Raw genomic sequence first — 19,315 nt, 5'->3', positions numbered from 1 at the left:
GGGCAAGGTTATGGCAAGGCATTTTAATTATCTGGCAATTGGTGCCGGCAGTGGTGGTATTGCCTCAGCTAACCGCGCTGCGATGCGTGGCGCCAGTGCTGCAGTAATTGAAGCGAAAGCCGTTGGCGGCACCTGCGTAAACGTCGGTTGCGTACCCAAAAAAGTAATGTGGTATGGCGCCCATATTGCGGAAGCGATTAAATACAGTGCCGATTACGGTTTTAAGCTGGCGGATAACGGTTTTGACTGGGCGACACTGGTTAAAAACCGTCAGGCCTATATTGAACGCATTCATGCCGGCTATAAACGTGGTTTTGCCAGTAACGGCGTCGAACTTATCGAAGGCTTCGCCCGCTTTGTTAACGCTAACACCGTGGAAGTAAACGGCGAACAGATCACGGCGGATCATATCAGCATTGCAGTGGGCGGCGAGCCCCTCATCCCGGATGTGCCCGGAGCTGAACATGGTATCGACTCCGACGGTTTTTTTGCGCTGACAACCCAGCCCAAAAAAGCCCTGGTAGTAGGCGCAGGCTATATCGCCGTCGAAATTGCCGGTGTGTTGCATGCGCTTGGTACTGACAGCCATCTGCTTATCCGCCATGACCGGCCACTGCGCGACTTTGACCCTGACATGACCGACATGCTGCTGGCGAGAATGAAGCAGGATAAAATGCAGTTACATACCCATACCAATGTCAGGCAAGTTGTAAAAAACCACGCTGGTAAATTAACAGTAAGCTGCGAAGACGGTACTGAATTTACTGACGTAGATTGTCTGATCTGGGCTATTGGCCGCGCTCCGGCCACGGCCAACCTGAATTTGCAGGCCGCTGGCGTTAAAACCGATAACCAGGGCTATATCCGTACCGACAAATACCAGAATAGCAATGTTAAAGGTATTTATGCCGTGGGCGATATTACCGGTGAAGCCCAGCTTACCCCGGTGGCCGTCAAAGCCGGCCGCTTGCTGGCTGAACGGCTGTTTAACCCGGAACTGCCCGACGCGCATATGGATTACTCGCTTATTCCAACCATTGTGTTCAGCCACCCGCCTATCGGTACTATTGGTTTAACTGAAGCGCAGGCCCGTGCGCAATATGGCGATGACAATATTAAAGTGTACAGCTCCAGCTTTGCCGCCATGTACAACGCCATAACCAGCCACCGGGCATTAAGTTGCTTTAAGCTGGTATGTGCCGGTAAAGACGAGAAAGTAGTGGGCCTGCATGGCATCGGCGAGGGTATGGATGAACTGCTACAAGGCTTTGCCGTAGCCATGAAAATGGGCGCCACCAAAGCAGACTTTGATGCCACCGTGGCGCTGCACCCCACCAGCGCCGAAGAGTTTGTTACCCTCAGGTAGTTTCGCCTGCACAGATAGCACGAAAAGATCAAAGCCCAGCGCGCTGCCAGCAGATCTGAACTCCTCAGGCCTGCTGTTCTTCCGCGCGCAGCGTAAGAACTTCAACCCCGCTATCGGTTACTGCTACCGTGTGCTCCCACTGCGCCGACAGCTTTTTATCACGGGTAACCACGGTCCAACCGTCTTTTTTGGTCTTCGTTTTAGCAGTGCCCTGGTTCAGCATCGGCTCAATGGTAAACACCATGCCTGGTTTTAATTGCATGCCGCTGCCTGACTTGCCGTAGTGCAGCACCTGTGGCTCTTCATGCATTTCCCGGCCAATGCCATGGCCACAATATTCGCGCACGACGCTGTAGCCTTTACTGTTGGCAAATTGCTCAATGGCAAAGCCAATATCGCCTAAGCGCGCGCCGGGTTTAACGGCTTTAATGCCCAGCCACAACGCCTGGTAACAATCCTCTACCAGCTGGCGGGCCAGAAAAGCCGGCTCACCAATGCAGTACATTTTACTGGAGTCGGCAATAAAACCGTGTTTTTCCAGGGTAATATCGACATTAACAATATCACCGTCTTTTAACCGTTGCGTCGCCGATGGCACGCCATGACACACCACCTCATTAACCGAGGTGTTCAGCACGTAAGCAAAACCATACTGGCCTTTGCTGGCCGGGCGGGCCTGCAATTCATCAATAATATAGCGCTCGGCCAAATCATTAATCTGCAAAGTAGACATACCCGCTACGATGTTTTTATCCAGCATGGCAAATACCTGCGCCAGTAAGCGACCGGCTTCGCGCTGCAGGGCCAGCTCGTCCGGGGTTTTAAGCTGAACGCCGCTCATCGGCCACTCCTGTCAGCTCTTGCACAGCAGCAGCTTTGACACCTGCGGCTTTGACATCCGCCTGCTGCATTACCATTTGCAGCAGTTGCTGATAGTTGTGGGTGGGATGCAACTCGGCCAGCATACCCATTTTCAGCCAGAATTCTGCCTGGGCGTTAATAGAGCGCGACATTGCACCACTGGCTTTACGGATCTCTTCATGTAGTTCATCAGCAATTTTAACGATACCCAAGGTGGCACTCCGCTCTGGTGGCATACCAATGTGGCGGCATGCAATATACGAATCATATATGAAACATATAATATGGTAAAGCGTTCTATCGGCATAGCCCGCTGTCTTAATCTATAATTTAGATTAGCACTGTCAGTTAAAGTAGCTTTAATTGTTTAAATATCAGGTCTATAGTCATTGGTACAGTTCCTGGGCTTGCAGTACGCCCATTTTATAAACAAAGTATAAGGAGCAAGACATGAGCAACGATAAAGCGAACAGTGGCGGCAAATGCCCGGTTATGCATGGCAGCAATACCCGTTCTGGCAGCGGCGGTGGCACCCGTAATAAAGACTGGTGGCCAAATCAGCTGGACATTAAAATTCTGCATCAGAACGATAATAAGTCGAACCCGCTCGGTGCAGATTTTGACTACGCTGCTGAATTTAAAAAACTCGATTTGGCTGCGGTAAAAAACGACTTAACCGCATTAATGACCGACTCGCAGGATTGGTGGCCGGCAGATTATGGCCATTATGGCCCCTTTATGATCCGGATGGCCTGGCATGCTGCAGGCACCTATCGCACCGCCGATGGTCGTGGTGGCGCCAGTACCGGTAATCAGCGCTTTGCGCCGTTAAATAGCTGGCCCGATAACGGTAACCTGGATAAAGCACGCCGTCTGCTGTGGCCGGTGAAACAGAAATATGGCAATAAACTGTCGTGGGCCGATTTATTTATTCTGGCCGGTAATGTGGCGCTGGAATCAATGGGCTTTAAAACCTTTGGTTTTGGGGGCGGCCGGATCGATATCTGGGAGCCGGAAGAAGATATTTACTGGGGTGCAGAAAAAGAGTGGCTGGCAACCAGTGATAAACCTGACAGCCGTTACTCTGGCGATCGTGAATTAGCTAACCCGCTGGCGGCGGTACAAATGGGCCTGATTTACGTTAATCCGGAAGGGCCGGATGGCAATCCGGATCCTATCGCGTCGGGTCGCGACATTCGTGATACCTTTGAACGGATGGCGATGAACGATTATGAAACGGTGGCGCTGACGGCCGGTGGCCACACCTTTGGTAAAGCACACGGTGCCGGTGATGCCGCACTGGTGGGTGTAGAGCCAGAGGGCGGTGCGCTAGAGGATATGGGCTTTGGCTGGAAAAGCACTTTTGAAAGCGGGATGGGTCGCTACACCATTACCAGCGGTATTGAAGGCGCCTGGACGCCCACCCCGACCAAATGGGATAACAGCTACTTTGACGTATTATTTGGTTATGACTGGCAGCTAACTAAAAGCCCGGCCGGTGCGCAGCAGTGGGAAGCGGTAAATCTGGCTGATAAAGACCACGCTCCCGATGCCGAAGATGCCAGCGACAAAGCAAAACTGATGATGACCACCGCGGATATTGCGATGAAAGAAGACCCGGCCTATCGCAAGATATCGGAGCATTTTCACCAGAACCCTGAGGAGTTTGCCGACGCCTTTGCCCGCGCCTGGTTTAAACTCACCCATCGCGATATGGGGCCAAAATCCCGTTATCTGGGTCCGGAAGTACCTGCAGAAGATTTAATCTGGCAGGATCCGGTACCGGCAGTAGACCATGAACTGGTGAATGATGCTGATATCAGCGATTTAAAAAGCAAAATCCTGGCATCCGGTTTATCGAATGAAGAACTGGTGTATACGGCCTGGTCATCGGCCTCTACTTATCGCAACTCGGACTGTCGTGGTGGCGCTAATGGTGCCCGTATCCGGCTGGCACCGCAGAATAACTGGCAGGCTAATCAGCCCGACCAGCTGAAAAAAGTGCTGACGGCGCTCGGGAACATTCAGCAGGATTTTAACGATAGCCAGAGCGGCAATAAAAAAGTATCACTGGCTGATTTAATTGTGCTCGGTGGCGCGGCAGCCATCGAAAAGGCAGCTGAGGCGGCCGGTAATAACATTAGCGTGCCGTTTAGTCCGGGCCGGACCGATGCCAGTAACGAGCAAACCGATGCCGACTCGTTTGATGTGCTGGAGCCGGTGGCAGATGGCTTCAGGAATTATCTGGCGCAGGAATTTAAAGTAACTGCCGAAGAATTGTTGCTGGATAAAGCCCAGCTACTGAACCTGAGCGCACCAGAGATGACCGTGCTGATTGGTGGCATGCGCGCCTTAAATGCCAACTACAACAACAGCAAAATGGGTGTTCTGACCGACAGACCGGGCCAGCTGAGTAACGACTTCTTTGTTAACCTGCTGGATATGCAAACCCGCTGGGAGCCAGCTAACAGTAAGTCAGACAGCTTTAATGGCTATGACCGCAAAACCGGTCAGCAAAAGTGGACGGCCAGCCGGGTTGATTTAGTATTTGGCTCTAACTCGCAGCTGCGGGCCTTATCTGAAGTGTATGCGCAGGCAGATGCAACACCGAAGTTTTTAACAGACTTTGTTAAAGCCTGGGTAAAAGTGATGAATGCTGATCGTTTTGATTTGCGCTAATCGCCGTTAGCATTGTAAATAGAAAAACCGCTGCGGGCTAACCGGCAGCGGTTTTTTTATGGGTCAAGATACGTTATTTATATCGCCAGGATCAGAAGCGGCCGCGTACACCCAGTGCCAGGGAACGGCCAGGTAGTGGTGCCACGTCTTTCAAAAAAGAGGTATGAACCCGGGCTTGCTGATCGGTCAGGTTCTGGCCTTTCAGGTATACTGTCAGCTCCTGCATCCCGACATCAAAGCGGTAACTGACACTGGCATCAAGCAAGGTATAGCCGGCACTCGCCTGCTCCATTTCAGCAACCTTGTCCTGTTTAAAATAGCGGGTAGCACGTAAATCGGCACTGATTGCATTCTGCTGGTAAGCCATTTCTGCAGCCAGACGCAGCGGTGGAGTGCGGGGCAAATCACCGCCATTCTGCAGGCGGGCCCGCACATAGTCTCCCTGCAGGGTCAGTTTAAACGGGTCATTTATCTGCCAGATATACTGAGCTTCCAGGCCGTGCAAGGTCACGTCAGCAGCAGCAAACAGATAAACCGGCATTTCAGCTTCATGTTCATCTGCATGCTCATCAACCGGCGCGGCAGGCGTGCCCGGTTCTGTCCCATGCTCTTCTTCATGATGTGCTTCGGCGAAAAGACCAGTATTTTGCTGGTAATAGTAGTTATTTATCCGGTTGTAAAACGCATTTAACACAAAGCCGGTGTCACCACTGAACTTACGCAGGGTAATATCCAGATTATTTGACCGTTCCAGCTTAACTGGTGTGCTGCGAACGGCAAACTCTTCGTCTTCCAGTACAAACAGCGCACCAATTTCATAGGATGCGGTACTGATATGCGGCCCGAACGACAGTAACTCGGCAGCTGAAGGTGCCCGTTGCGAATGTGAAACCGACAAGCCAAGGTTATAGCCATCGGCAAAATCCCACACTGTACCGGCCGATAAGCTGACAGGGCTGAAACGTTGTTTTACCGCAAATTTAACACCGTGCTCTGCTTCATCAGTATGACCAGGTTCATCTTCATGCTCAGCATGGCCGTGAAAAGCTAACTCTGGCAGCGGCACCACAGGTGCCTCGAGCGTTACTCGTTCAACTCTTGCACCCAGTTGCAACAGCCAGTTGCCAATATGTCGCTCTTCCACCCAGCCAAGGGCCAGCATTTCGGTTTCTGACGGTGGGGTAAAGGCTTCTTCGCCCAGCGCTGCAAAATCACTGAATTTATAATGCAGACTTAAACCGCCACGCCAGTCCGCATAGGTCCGGTGCAATACTTCAACCCGCGCTTCATGGCTGCGGTTTTTAAAGGTGGTACCAATTTCACCAGCTTCAATTTCACTATGCTGATAATCGGTAAAAGCGAGTTTGGTATTAACCGCCCGGATTATACCGGATGAAAAATTCAGTTCACTTAACAGCTGATAGCGGTTTTGAGCTAAACCGGCATAAACTTGTTCTGCTGCGCCGTGCTCGTCATGATCTTGTTCATGACCTTCTTCTTCATGACCTTCTTCTGCATGGCCATGCCCCGGAATACCGTACTCACGATCCAGCCGGCCATAAGACACCCCAATAAAGCCGTTATCCAGCAGTAAGCTGCCACCCAGCGTAAAGCCTTTGGCTGTGGCGGCTGTATTCTTGACCCGGCCTTTTACCGCGTCCTCATCCGGCTGCGCTTCAGCAAAACCCGGAATGTTGTAGCTGTCGTTATCACGCCAGAAACCATCGACATACATAGCGATATTATCAACACCGGTCACCAGGGAGCCGGAAGCCAGTTTCCCGTCGTTGACAGAGTCACTCTGCAGCATCCACTCGGCACGGGTGGTGTTGTTGGTTGGAATGCGCTCATCCACCACGTTAACCACACCACCAATGGCGCCACTACCATAAAACAAGGTCGCCGGGCCGCGCAGTACTTCAATCTGGGTCGCGGTGCTGGTCTCGCTCGCGACACTGTGATCGGGACCGATGCGGGACGCATCACCGGCGTCGAGACCATTTTGAGTAATCAGTACTCTTGGGCCGTCCAGGCCACGGATAATCGGGCTGCTGGCAACATTGCCGTAGAAGTTCGAATGAACGCCCACTTCGTTTTTCAGGGTATCGCCAAGGGTTGACGCCTGGTTCATTTTCAAAGCATCGCCAGCCAGTACACTCACAGGCAATGACGACTCAGTAGCAGAGGCATGAAACGGGCTGGCTTTAACATCGATAACTTCAATAGTACTGCTGAGCAAGGTCAGACTCACGTCAGCTAAGCCTTGCTGCGGTACGTCAAACCGGAAATTGCGATGACCAAAGCGGCGCGCTTCAATATGCAGTTCTGCCTCACCGGCATTAAGGTTGCTGACAGTAAAGCGACCATTGGCATCGGAAATAACCTGCTGATTTTCACCAATAACGGTAACTTCTGCGCCGGCTACCGGCCGGCCATTTTCATCTGTTACTACGCCGGAAATGGTCTCAGCCAGCAGTGGGCTGGCAGACAGACTGGCCGCAATAACGCTGGCTAACATCGTTTTTCTAAACATTGTGTTCCCCATAAAAATACCGATTTGACAAAAATCGCTGGCAACGATTTTCGGTCAACTAACTGTAACTGCCCGAATAATTGCTATGTTATAACATTTTTGATTGTTTTGTTATAGTATAACAATATATTTTCAGAAGAAATCTTTCGCGACATTAGACTGGTAGCGGGTTAAAGCGGGAATGGGATCCAGATTGAATTGCAAACGCCCGAATGGGCGCTGCAAAAGTAGCGTTATTGCTCAGCCATTTGTTGCAAAAACTGCAGCCGTTGCCGTTCTTCAGCACTGGCCTGAAAGGGCTCATCGCTCAGCTGGCTAAGGGAAAAGAACTCCAGCGGATATTCACTTTGTTCACTGTCGCCATAGCGGGTAAGCTCACCCGGCACGGCCGGCCGGCGCTCCAGCACAAAGCTACTGAGAATATACGGGCCTTCCTGCTGGCGCAGCACCGCTTTGTAAGCCCGTAAGGTCAGCTCAGTTTCACCCTCACTCAGCTTTTCGGTGCTGGTCAATATCGCCAATGGTTGGCGCTTTTCAGTAAATAAATTGGCCCGCAATCGGTAATAGCCTGCCTGCTCCACATTTAGCTTTACCGGAATAAGCATGTCGCTGCCTACGCCACGGCTAGAGCCGACACCGGTAATGGTCGCCACCGGGTGACTATAAACAAAGCCGGTTTTCAAAGTTTGCTCGCGACCGTCAGCACTAAAAGTGACACTAACCTGCAGCGAGCCGTCCCAGTTGTCTTCCGGCTCCAGCTCTGCCTGCCAGTTCTGGTCAGAACTTTGGCTATAGCCCTGGCCGGCGTTGTTCTGCATGGCTTCCGTGGCCAGTAATTTATTGTTTTGCTCACTATGCAGCTGGATACTGACGCTATGTGCCGTCAAACCACTGATCTGCAGGCTTACCGGGATGGTTTCAGGGTAGCTGAAGCGATATTTGGGCAACACTATTGCGGCACTGGCACCGCCTTCCAGCGGTACCTGTTGTGGCACATAGTTGTTCGGATGTAATAAATGACTGTCATCCGGGGTCAGTGGCCGCGAATAGCCAGGGTACTCAAGCTCACTGGCATAAGCACTGGCCATCAGCTTAAAGCTTTCTGCTATAGGTTCCGGTACCCGTTCAGTAACCGTGATGGTCGGAGTGTGGTCTGGCGCTGTGTTGCCCGCTGCAGCCGGCGGCATTGGTTCAGCCATTTCTGCAGACGCTGCAGCCAGCTCCACTTTTGCCACTGACGCTGGCCAGAAAAACCACAGGCCCGACAGCAATGCTGTCAGACCCAGTATTACAGAGACGATTTTTTTCACTGCTTAAACCATACCTGTTAGTTTGCCGCCTGGAAAACCAGCGCTGACATGCTGGTATTGTCTGAGTTACGCACTACCCGGTAACGTGAGCTGAAAATCCACCAGCCCCTTGTTTCATCGTAGGTATTAAACTGCAAGCGGTCGTTATTGGTATAAGTCGCGCTGCTGCTCGCAGCAGTGACTTCATCCTGTACCCGGTTTTCAATTAAGCCACCATGGCTGTAGCCTTCACTCATCAACAATGGGTAATGGTAAGGCATAAAGTTACGTACCCCATAGCTTTGACTCGCCAGTTTGCCGTCAAAGGCAATACTGCGCGAGCAACTGTTAAAGCTACTTGCTGTTGAGGCGCCGCAGGCAGAGTGGCTGGCAACGACACCATCATCTTCACCAGGTAAAAATGCGCCGGTTGCCCCCAGATAATCTGAGCCAGCACCAACAAAGCGTAAGCGGGGTACCCGGCTGTCGGGAAACGCTGCCAACTGCCGGGCGCTGTTTACCCTTAAATCATTTAACACGCCTACCGTATTGGCATTGGGTATTTCACCCAGCCAGGCAGCCAACGCCAGGCGCAGGGTAAAATCGATCAGGCCCGAGCCACTGGCCACATTAACGGCTAAGTCGGCAAGCTCGGAGCCACCACCGGCACCTGCAAAATCAAAGGTAGCGACGATATTCAGCGGTTGTAAGCCGGCATTTTGCAGCCACAATGCCTGATTATCAATCAGGTAACGGGTCACTAAGTCGCCGGTAGAATGCGACACAAAAATACAGCCATTGGCGCAGGTACCATTTCGTGACATTTGCTGCAGTTTCGGCCAGACATAATCACTGGCTATTTTACCGGCAACCCGCTCATGGGCCGGCCAGTCAATCCGCACATCGGCGCGATCACGCCAATATGCCTGCCAATAGGCGGCGCCATCACTGCTCACTTCACTGGCATCAGGCCGGCTGGCCAGTTGGTTTGGTTGTAAACCATGCACCAGTACCACCGGGTAACCTCCTACGGCGGCACAGAGTTTAAAGCTGACAGCGATGCTGCCAAGTATTGCTGCGCTAAGCAGCCCAGTTAGTTTTTTCATTACATATCCTCGTCTTTATCTTATTGTTATTAACGAAGGCTTTAATTGCCATCGCCAGACTGGTAATGCTGTCCAGACTCCGTGAACCAAAATAGAACAGTAGCACCTGATTGCAAGCCGCATTTTTCGGGACGACCCGCGCCGTAGCGTACTACTTGCAGCAGCGCTGTTTTAATAAATTGCAGCCCGGAAAATGGGCAGCTCATTGCGGCAGGGTTAACGGGCGCTGAACTGCCGTCACAGGGTCAGGCGAAGCTAACAGGCGTTTAAAGTTATTACTCCAACTATTTTTGCAGCGACAATAAAAAACGCAGCCGAAGCTGCGTTTTCTCTTTTTAAAAATGATTACTGTGTTTTCATCTGCCGGTGAAACTCTGCCAGATCGGTGATAACCCGCTGGCCGGATATAACTGCAAAAGGTTGCTTACTAAACTCAGTGCCTCGCATTTGTACTGAAATTCTTGCCGCGTCTTTATTTAACAAAGTCTGCTGATAAAAGGCTTTTATGTCATCCAAAGTCAGCTTTTCTACTTCAGCAATCAGTTTTTGTTTGCTGTCGAAGGCAAACTTCTCCTGATACCAGTCACTGATCAGCGGCGCCATTTCCTCCTGCAAGTTTTTCGGTGGCTCTTTTAAACTAACCAACAGGCTTTGTTTAAGCTGCTCAAACCCAGCATTGTCCAGTTGCTGCAAGGTTTGCCAGTACTGCTGTTTAAACTCGTCAAACCGCTGCTGCATGTCAGTCACCGACTTAACCGGGGTTTGAATATATAGGCCAAAACCGGTGTAATCTTCAATGCTCACCGCAGCGCCGCCTACGGCATAAGCCAGCTGCTCTTCGGTACGCAAGGTGTCAAATGCTTGATTTGAAAAATGGCTTTGCAGCAGCCGGCCACGGGCCAGTTGTTTAACTGACGGATCTGGATGGATATGCATATCTACAATAGCGACATCGGCCACCACTAAATCCTGCTGCAGGCTGATAACCTCACCTGCTGCTGGCTGCCAAACCGGGTTGCGGGTATAAGCGAGCATCGTCCGCTCCTGCGGTAATGCCGAGGCCACCGTATTGACCAATTGTTTTACGTCGGCCTGATTATAATTACCAAAAGCAAAAATACGTACCTGATGGTTAGTCAGTATTTGCTGCATAAACTGCGTAAAATCTGCCGCTGTCAATTGCTCCGCACTGGTAATCAACTGCTCATTATTATAGTTTCCGCCCCGGTACAAACCGTTAAACGCCATAAACGCCTGCTGAAACGGGAATCGCCGCTCTAAATTGCGGATACCCCGAACATAACGGTCTACCGCCTGATTGAAGCGCTCAGTTGTCACTTCTGGCGTTAACCCTGCCAACGCCTGTTGCAGCAGCTGAGGTTGTTTATCCGTAAAACCGCCCAGGCTGAGTACCAGGCCGTTGCTGTCATTCAGCGACAAATCCATGCCGGCTACCGACGCTTCAGTTGCCAGCACACTTTGCTCCAGATTGTATAAATCCTGCCACAGCGCAAACATCACTTTGGCTTTAATATCATCAATGGCAGCAGGGCTGTTCAGGTATATATTGAGACGACCGCGAGGCTGACTGGCAAAATCCTGGCTGGGATATAACCAGGCTTTAATTCCTTTGGCTTCGACCACCAGCTCTGGTTTGTCAGCCTGCACCGGCTCTCGCAGTTCAAAATTCTCGGGTAGTAACCGGTTTACTGCCGGTAAGGTGCTAACAAGCGGGCTTTGTTGCCAGCTGGCAATTTCCTGCTCGCTGATGTCGCTGATTTTGTAGCGGCCATCATAAAAGTGCAGTTCGCTGTCCGAAGGCTCCTGCTGGCTGATATACCAAACCCGCAAGCTCTCTGGCTTCAATTGCTGTAGCACCCGGTTAATGGCTTCTGCGTCAAACTTCTCGTAATGGTAAGGCGCGTTTACCGCATGCTCTGCTGGCACAAACTGCATGGCATGAGCCAGGTTCGAGACGTAACCGAAACCATCAGTTTTTTCCAGAAAACGAAAGCGGTTAGCCAGACTGGTTTGAATTTCACTGAAATATTTACTGTCCACTCCCTGGCGCTTAATCAGCTGCAGATATTGCATCACGGCGGCAATAATGGCCTCCCGCTGCGCCATACCCGCATCGGTTAAACTAATATCAACAGTCAGGTTGCCATAGTTGCCATAGGCACCCGGATCAGCACTGGCTGATAATGATGAAATTAAACCACGCGCTTTTAGCTGCTGCGCCGGTGAGCCCGGCATTTCAGAACCCAGCAGGTAAGTAATAAATTCGTTGGGTTTTACCGCAAATTCATCGCTGTTATTGGTGATGGTGAAATCCAGTTTCAGCTGCTTAACATCTTCATTTGGTACATAGTGAATGCGTTTGGCGCCAAAATCCTGATACTTCAGCTCGGCGTCTACCTCTGGTTTGGTAATTTGTTTATTTTCAATCGCGGTAAAATGCTTGCGGGCTAACAGCTCCATTTCAGCCAGCGGTAAATTACTTAACAACGCCAGCTTCATGGTATTAGCAGAATAATATTGCTGATAGAACTTCACGGTTTCTGCATGCAGGTTACTGTTTTCTTTATCGCTTAGCGTTTCCAGGTTACCAATTAAAAACCGGTTGGCCGGGTGCTCACCAAACATACTGCGGGCCAGTTTAAACTGACCGAAGAAGTCCATTTCCCGGCGCATCGACCACTCTGCATTAACCGCATTGCGTTCTTTTTCGGTGTATTCCGGCAACAGCAGCGGGGCTTTAAAAAAATCAGAGAAACGATCCAGCGCTTCATCATAAGACGGATTATTTATCTGAAACATATAGTTGGTAATATCCAGCCAGGTATAGGCATTGGCTGCACCACCATTTTGCGACATAAAGCCGTTGTAAGACGCTGGATCAGGGTAGCGCTCAGTTCCCATAAACAATAAGTGTTCTAAATAATGCGCCATCCCCTGCTGGGTCATCGGGTCCTGCAGCAGTCCAACACCAACACTGAGCGATGCCGCTGACTTTTCGGTCGTCGGGTCCGACACCAGAATCACTTCCAGTTTATTGGGCAGTACCAGGGTTTTATATTGACGTTCATCATTCGGGCTGACCAATACCTCACCGGCTACCTGTTGCTCGACACGTTGTTCTGCCGTTACGGTACTGCGATCTGCAGAGCAGCCAGTCAGCACTGCGAGTGCTACAGCACTGATAACAAATAATTTCTTCATTAAGACACCTGTTTTTTTGTTCTGTCGGGGGTGATTGTGAAATTTTGTAATATCCAATGTAATAAAAAACGTTATAAATAGGCAAGTGCACGGCCGGTGTAGCATGCCGGCGTATTGTAATAAAATGTGTCGGTGGTAGTTAGCAACCAGAAAGTATCGGCTAGCCCAAAGCGGTATCAAGCAGCATCATCAGCACGAATCCCAGCATAAGACCGGTGGTAGCGGGTAGCTCATGACCCTGACGATGTGACTCCGGGATCATTTCATGGCTTATCACAAATAACATGGCTCCGGCGGCCAGCGCCAGGCCCCAGGGCAACAGCAGGCTTGAGTCACCCAGCACCGCAGCACCCACTACTGCCATTATCGGCTCGGTTAACCCCGATAGTACCGCCATGCCTACCGCCAGGGTGCGGCTATAACCTGCGGCTAACAACGCCATCGCTACCACCAGACCTTCCGGTATATCTTGTACAGAGATCCCGGTTGCCAGGGCAGTTGCTGCTGCGATATCACCACTGGCGTAAGATGCCCCTATTGCCAGCCCTTCCGGCAGATTATGCAAAATAATAGCGAATACAAATAACCAGCTGCGGCGTAATTTTAAGCCGCGCGCCCGGTCTTCTTCCTTTATAAAATGCTGGTGCGGCACCAGCCGTTCCACCAGCAGCATAATGGTAGCACCTAACAAAATCGCCAGTGCCACACTGCCCGAGCTGCGCCAGACAGATGCACCGCTTAGTTCCAGTATCGCCAATGCTGGTACAATTAACGAAAACATACAGGCGGCCAGCATAACGCCGGCACCAAAGCCCAGCATCACATCATGCAGCTTTTGGGATAAGTGCTTTAAAAACAAAGCAGGTAAAGCGCCACCTGCGGTCGCCCCGGCAGCAGCCATGCCGGCATAAAATGCATAACGAACATTTTGTTGCTGTTGCATCAGCAGCACCAGTTGTTGTAATGCATAGCTGGCGCCTAACAGCAAAATTAATGTGCCAAACACTTTACGACCACTGAGCCATGGTGACTGCATTAACGATTGCTTCATGCCTGCTCCTGTGTAGTTAATTTATTCAGTATAGGTGGTTTGCCTCAACCTCGTGTTCCTCCGGCGCAACAAAGTCTAACCACCCGAGGTAAATGATAGTAATTATCATTTACCTTAAAGTAAAGCGTTCATGAAAAGCAAAAAACCGGGCTGGGCCCGGTCTTCAGATTACAAAAAATGCGTTACTTTTCAATATCCAGCAAATTCAGAATAAACCCATATTCCTGGGCGTATTCTGCCAGGCGGGAGAACCGCCCGGATTTACCACCGTGCCCGGCTTCCATATTGGTTTTAAACAGCAGCGGGTTCTGGTCAGTTTTATGAGTACGTAGTTTCGCCACCCACTTTGCCGGCTCAAAATATTGCACCTGTGAGTCATATAAACCGGTGGTAACGTACAGCGCCGGATAGGCTTGTTTGCTCAGCTGGTCATATGGCGAGTAGGCCAACATATAATCATAGTATTCCTTCTGCTTAGGATTTCCCCACTCATCAAACTCGTTAGTGGTTAGCGGAATGGATTCGTCCAGCATGGTGGTCACTACATCAACAAAGGGTACATGAGCTATCAGCGCCCGGTATTTTTGCGGTGCCATATTGGCTACTGCGCCCATCAACAAGCCGCCGGCGCTGCCGCCCATACCAAAAACTTTGTTTTTTGCCACATAGTTATTGGCTACCAGGTGATCAGTTACCGCGATGTAGTCGGTGAACGTATTTACTTTCTTTAGCAGTTTACCGTCTTCATACCAATGCCGGCCCATTTCCTGACCGCCCCGGATATGCGCAATGGCGTATACGAACCCACGATCTACCAAAGAGAACACAGTAGAACGGAATGACGGATCAGACGAACTGCCATAAGAGCCATAGGCATACTGATAAAGTGGTGCAGTGCCATCCAACGCTAAGCCTTTGCGATAAAGCAGTGACACCGGCACTTTAACGCCATCAGCGGCTGTAGCCCAGACCCGCTCAGTCACATAGTTGCTTTGCTCAAACTCGCCCAGCACTTCAGTTTGTTTCAGCAACTGTTTGTCACCGGTTTTCATATTTAACTTATACACCGTCTCAGGTGTGGTCAGCGAGGTATAGCTGTAACGCAGCCAATCGGTATTCTGCTCCGGATTTTTTTCAAAGCGGGTAACATAGGCGGGCTCGTCTGACGCAACATAGAACGCCTTATCCGGTGCTTGCCATGGCATAATTCTGATCCGGCGCAAGCCATCGCTACGCTCGCTGATCGCCAGATAATTATCGAAGGCAATAAAATCCTCAATAAACACCTGTTCATCATGCGCCAGCAATGGCTGCCATTGGTCGCGGTCGCCAATTTTGTCAGCTGCAACGCTCATCAGCCGGAAGTTCGGTGCCTGCCAGTCTGTTTTTAAAATCCAGCGGCCCTGATAATGCTCTGCATCATATTGAAAATCGCGCTGCCGTGGTGCCAGTACTTTAAACTCGGTTTGCGGTTGATTACCGGGTTGCACCCGAATTTCAGTCGAGACCGTGCTCTCAGATTTAATGACTACATACTTGTCATCCCGGCTGTTCGCCAGGCTCAGGTAAAAACTGTTATCGGGTTCCTGATATACCGCTTTCGCTGCTGTCGCTTTATTGCCAAGTTTATGCTGCAAAACGGTGGTGCTTAGCAGGGTTACCGGGTCGTTCTGAACCACATACAGGGTTTGGTTATCTGCAGCCCAGGCCAGGCTTCCGGAGAGACCAGTCAGCTCGTCTGGCACATTCTGGCCAGTGCGTAAATCACGAACTTTCAGGGTGTATTGGCGCCGGCCACTGCTGTCCTCCAGATAGGCCAGCAGGTTTTGATCCGGACTGACCTGCCAGTTCGCCACCCGGTAATAATCTTTGCCGGCAGCCAGTTTATTAACGTCCAGCATTATCTGCTCTGTGCCATCTTTTAGCGACTTACGCGCGTAAATCGGGTATTCCTTGCCGGTCTCGTAGCGGCTGTAATAGCTGTAATCACCCCGGGTGTATGGCACCGAGCTGTCATCCTGTTTAATCCGGCCAATAATTTCATCGGTAAGCTTTTCGGTTAATGGCTGATACGCGTCGGCATAGGCGGTAAAATAGTCATTTTCGCGATGCAGGTAATCCAGCACTGTTGGCGAGGTGCGGCTGTCGTCGCGCAGCCAGTAGTATGGGTCTTGCCGGTCACCGTGAGGAGAATTGATAGTGTAAGGTTGCTGCACGGCAACCGGCGCCACATTATGGCTATGATCGTCGGCGCTTAGCCAGAAACTACTGACAACGCTGGCGCTTAGCAGCATGTACATTATTTTTTTATGCATGGGTAGATACTCATTAAACAATTGCGACAAGAAATTAACATAAAGCCACAAGCCAAGCTAAAGGATGCGGCTGTAAAAAGTGTAAGCGAGTGTGAAAAACAAAAAACCGGTAGCAGTAACCGGTTTTTTTGTTATGAGTCTGGCTCGGCCACTACATCTGCGATTGCAGGTAATTTTGCAAACCCAGCAGCTTGATCAGCCGCAGCTGTTGCTCCAGCCAGTGGGCATGATCATTTTCTGTATCGTCCAGCAGTTGTTGCAACATATCGCGGCTAACATAATCCTGTTCTTTTTCACACAGTGCCATAGTTTTTTTCAGCAGTTTGGCAACGGTGTATTCAACATTTAAATCGTTTTGCAGCATCGCCGGTACGTCTTTGCCGACATGAATGGCATCACGATTCTTTAAATCGGGGGTACCTTCCAAAAAAATAATCCGTTCGATCAGTTTGGACGCATGGCCTTTCTCATCATCAAATTCATGATCAATCCGTTCATATAACTTATGCAAACCCCAGTCATGATACATGCGCGAATGTATAAAATACTGATCCATCGCCGCAAGTTCATTGGCTAACAATTCGTTTAAACCGTCGATGACCTGTTGATTACCTTTCATAATTACTCGCCTCCAACCTGGGCTTGCAGGTAATTGGCCAGCCCCATTACGCTAATTTGATGCTGCTGAGTTTCCAGCCAATCCAGATGTTCTTCTTCATATTCGAGCAAATCTGTCAGAATATCGCGACTGACATAGTCTTGCTCGGTCTCGCAAAGGGCGATGGCATCTCGTAACAATGGCAGCTGTTCATGCTGAAAATCCATGTCGCATTGCAGCATTTCTTCGGTGTCTTCACCGATCCGTAATTTACCCAACGCCTGCAAATTCGGTAAGCCCTCCAGCATCAAAATCCGTTCAATTAATTCATCGGCCTGCTTCATATCTTTAATTGATTTTTTATAGCAAACGTCATTAAGTCCCTTCAGACCCCAGTTTTTGTAGATGCGGGCATGCAGGAAATACTGATTAATTGAGGTGAGTTCAAAGGTAAGTACTTCATTTAATTTACTAAGTACTTTGGGGTTGCCTTGCATAGTTTGGCTCCGATTAGCAGTCAGATGATTATTAGCTTAGGCCATCAGCCATAATTAAGCAAAATAACTTTTAAAATCATAGCTATACAATTAATAAGTATTCGTATTTTCATCTCGGTTGTCACCAGATTATCTTGTAAAACGGTTGTCAGTCGCATCACGCTTCGCGACCAGCGCCTTTATAAGTTACATTAGCCACAGATATGACAAACAAGAGAGTATTTTATGCTGCGTTTCATTAAAATTAGCGGCCTGATTGCCGCCCTGCTGACTGCCAGCTGGCAGCTTAGTGCGGAACAAATTCAAATTGAAGCTGACTCGGTCGTTACCACCGAACATCGCACAGAAATCAATGGCAAGCGCGTGAACTATAAAGCGCATACCGGCACCCAGCCAGTGTGGGACAGCGAAGGTCACCCCACTGCTACTTTGTTTTACACCTACTATCAGCGCACTGATATTAAAAATACCGCTAAGCGGCCGCTGCTGATTTCATTTAACGGCGGCCCCGGTTCAGCATCCGTCTGGATGCATGTGGCTTACACCGGCCCTAAAACCCTGAATGTTGACGATGAGGGCTATCCTACTCAGCCCTACGGCGTAAAAACCAATCCGCATTCTGTGCTGGACGTGGCCGATATTGTGTTCGTTAACCCGGTTAATACCGGCTACTCACGAGTCCTGCCAGATAAAGATGGCAAAATGCCCAGTAAAGATCAGCAACAAAAAATGTTTTTTGGCACCAATGTCGACGTCACCTATCTTGCCGAGTGGATTAACAGCTTTGTCAGCCGTTACGAGCGCTGGAACTCCCCTAAGTTTTTAATTGGTGAAAGCTATGGCACCACCCGGGTGTCCGGGCTGGCACTGGCGCTGCAAAACCAGCAGTGGATGTACTTAAATGGCGTGGTACTGGTATCCCCAACCGATATTGGTATCAGTCGCGATGGCCCGGTTAAAGCAGCCAATCGCTTACCTTATTTTGCTGCCACCGCCTGGTATCACCAGAAGCTGGCCGCTGATTTACAACAAAAAGATCTGTACGACATTCTGCCTGAAGTAGAAGCATTCACCATTAATCAGTATCTGCCTGCGCTGGCCAAAGGCAATATGATAAGCAACGAGGAAAAACAGCGTATCGCCGAGCAGGTGAGTCGTTATTCCGGGATCAGTGTCCAGAATGTGCTGCGCAGCAACCTGGATATCAGCACCAGTTATTACTGGAAAGAATTACTGCGTGACCGCGGCCAGACCATCGGCCGGCTCGACTCACGTTATCTGGGTCTGGATAAAAATGATGTGGGCGAACAACCGGATTACTGGGCGGAACTCACATCGTGGTTGCATTCATTTACCCCGGCGATTAACGACTACCTGCGTACCGAGCTTAATTACAAAACCGATATTAAATATAATATGTTCGGCCCGGTTCACCCGTGGGACAGAAGCAATGACAATACCGGTGAAAACCTGCGCCAGGCCATGGCTCAGAACCCGTACCTGCAGGTGCTGACGCAATCAGGCTACTATGATGGCGCCACCAACTATTTTGATGCCAAATACAATATGTGGCAGTTAGATCCCAGTGGCAAAATGAAGGACCGGATGAGCTTTAAAGGCTATCGCAGCGGCCATATGATGTACTTACGGGCAGAAGATTTAAAGAAATCGAATGACGATTTGCGTGAATTTATCTTAAATGCGCTGCCCGAAACCGGCGAGCCAGCTAAGTACCCTGCACAAGCCCCGGCGAAGTAACTTACTGAGTTCTCATTGAGTTCTTAATAAGTACTAAGCA

At 50.1% G+C, this 19,315-nt stretch carries 13 protein-coding genes; 3 read left to right on the top strand and 10 right to left on the bottom strand.

Going from position 1 to position 19,315, the window contains the following annotated elements:
• Window positions 1–10: 10 nt before the first annotated feature.
• Window positions 11–1,366: a glutathione-disulfide reductase gene (gorA, locus tag B2Q61_RS05055; protein ID WP_290620140.1), complete on the top strand. Its 1,356-nt coding sequence runs from the start codon at window positions 11–13 to the stop codon at window positions 1,364–1,366.
• 64 nt (window positions 1,367–1,430) lie between these two features.
• Here gorA and map read toward each other — a convergent pair whose 3' ends face one another.
• Together map and B2Q61_RS05045 are read right to left on the bottom strand one after the other, a co-directional pair.
• Window positions 1,431–2,207, bottom strand: a complete 777-nt coding sequence (gene map / locus B2Q61_RS05050) for a type I methionyl aminopeptidase (protein ID WP_290620139.1) — start codon at window positions 2,205–2,207, stop codon at window positions 1,431–1,433.
• Window positions 2,188–2,439, bottom strand: coding sequence for a ParD-like family protein (locus B2Q61_RS05045; protein WP_290620137.1), 252 nt, complete (start codon window positions 2,437–2,439; stop codon window positions 2,188–2,190). The genes map and B2Q61_RS05045 overlap by 20 nt, the downstream gene beginning before the upstream one ends.
• Before the next feature lie 238 nt (window positions 2,440–2,677).
• Here B2Q61_RS05045 and katG point away from each other — a divergent pair, with 238 nt between their 5' ends.
• On the top strand, window positions 2,678–4,906 hold the full coding sequence (katG, locus tag B2Q61_RS05040) for a catalase/peroxidase HPI (protein ID WP_290620135.1): 2,229 nt from the start codon (window positions 2,678–2,680) through the stop codon (window positions 4,904–4,906).
• A 91-nt stretch (window positions 4,907–4,997) separates the two neighbouring features.
• Here katG and B2Q61_RS05035 read toward each other — a convergent pair whose 3' ends face one another.
• From B2Q61_RS05035 to bfr (B2Q61_RS05000), 8 genes are all read right to left on the bottom strand, one after another.
• On the bottom strand, window positions 4,998–7,439 hold the full coding sequence (locus tag B2Q61_RS05035; protein WP_290620133.1) for a TonB-dependent receptor: 2,442 nt from the start codon (window positions 7,437–7,439) through the stop codon (window positions 4,998–5,000).
• 233 nt (window positions 7,440–7,672) lie between these two features.
• The gene (locus B2Q61_RS05030) at window positions 7,673–8,749 is read right to left on the bottom strand and encodes a hypothetical protein (protein ID WP_290620131.1); all 1,077 of its coding nucleotides are present in this window, start codon (window positions 8,747–8,749) and stop codon (window positions 7,673–7,675) included.
• 17 nt (window positions 8,750–8,766) lie between these two features.
• Complete coding sequence (locus B2Q61_RS05025) at window positions 8,767–9,834, bottom strand: hypothetical protein (RefSeq protein WP_290620129.1); 1,068 nt, start codon at window positions 9,832–9,834, stop codon at window positions 8,767–8,769.
• Window positions 9,835–10,179: 345 nt separating this feature from the next.
• Complete coding sequence (locus B2Q61_RS05020) at window positions 10,180–13,056, bottom strand: insulinase family protein (protein WP_290620127.1); 2,877 nt, start codon at window positions 13,054–13,056, stop codon at window positions 10,180–10,182.
• Window positions 13,057–13,216: 160 nt separating this feature from the next.
• Window positions 13,217–14,107: a ZIP family metal transporter gene (locus B2Q61_RS05015; RefSeq protein WP_290620125.1), complete on the bottom strand. Its 891-nt coding sequence runs from the start codon at window positions 14,105–14,107 to the stop codon at window positions 13,217–13,219.
• Window positions 14,108–14,289: 182 nt separating this feature from the next.
• Window positions 14,290–16,422 carry a S9 family peptidase gene (locus tag B2Q61_RS05010; protein WP_290620123.1) on the bottom strand — a complete coding sequence of 711 codons (2,133 nt, stop codon included), beginning with the start codon at window positions 16,420–16,422 and terminating at the stop codon, window positions 14,290–14,292.
• A gap of 151 nt (window positions 16,423–16,573) precedes the next feature.
• On the bottom strand, window positions 16,574–17,041 hold the full coding sequence (gene bfr / locus B2Q61_RS05005) for a bacterioferritin (RefSeq protein ID WP_290620121.1): 468 nt from the start codon (window positions 17,039–17,041) through the stop codon (window positions 16,574–16,576).
• A gap of 2 nt (window positions 17,042–17,043) precedes the next feature.
• Window positions 17,044–17,517: a bacterioferritin gene (gene bfr, locus B2Q61_RS05000; protein ID WP_290620119.1), complete on the bottom strand. Its 474-nt coding sequence runs from the start codon at window positions 17,515–17,517 to the stop codon at window positions 17,044–17,046.
• Between the two features lie 225 nt (window positions 17,518–17,742).
• Here bfr (B2Q61_RS05000) and B2Q61_RS04995 point away from each other — a divergent pair, with 225 nt between their 5' ends.
• A complete protein-coding gene (locus B2Q61_RS04995) occupies window positions 17,743–19,275 on the top strand; it encodes a S10 family peptidase (RefSeq protein ID WP_290620117.1) in 1,533 nt (510 codons plus the stop codon).
• Window positions 19,276–19,315: the final 40 nt, after the last annotated feature.

Origin of the sequence: Arsukibacterium sp. UBA5043, from assembly GCA_002415085.1 — a bacterium.
Lineage (GTDB): Bacteria > Pseudomonadota > Gammaproteobacteria > Enterobacterales > Alteromonadaceae > Alishewanella.
This window is presented reverse-complemented; position numbering and strand designations above follow the sequence as displayed.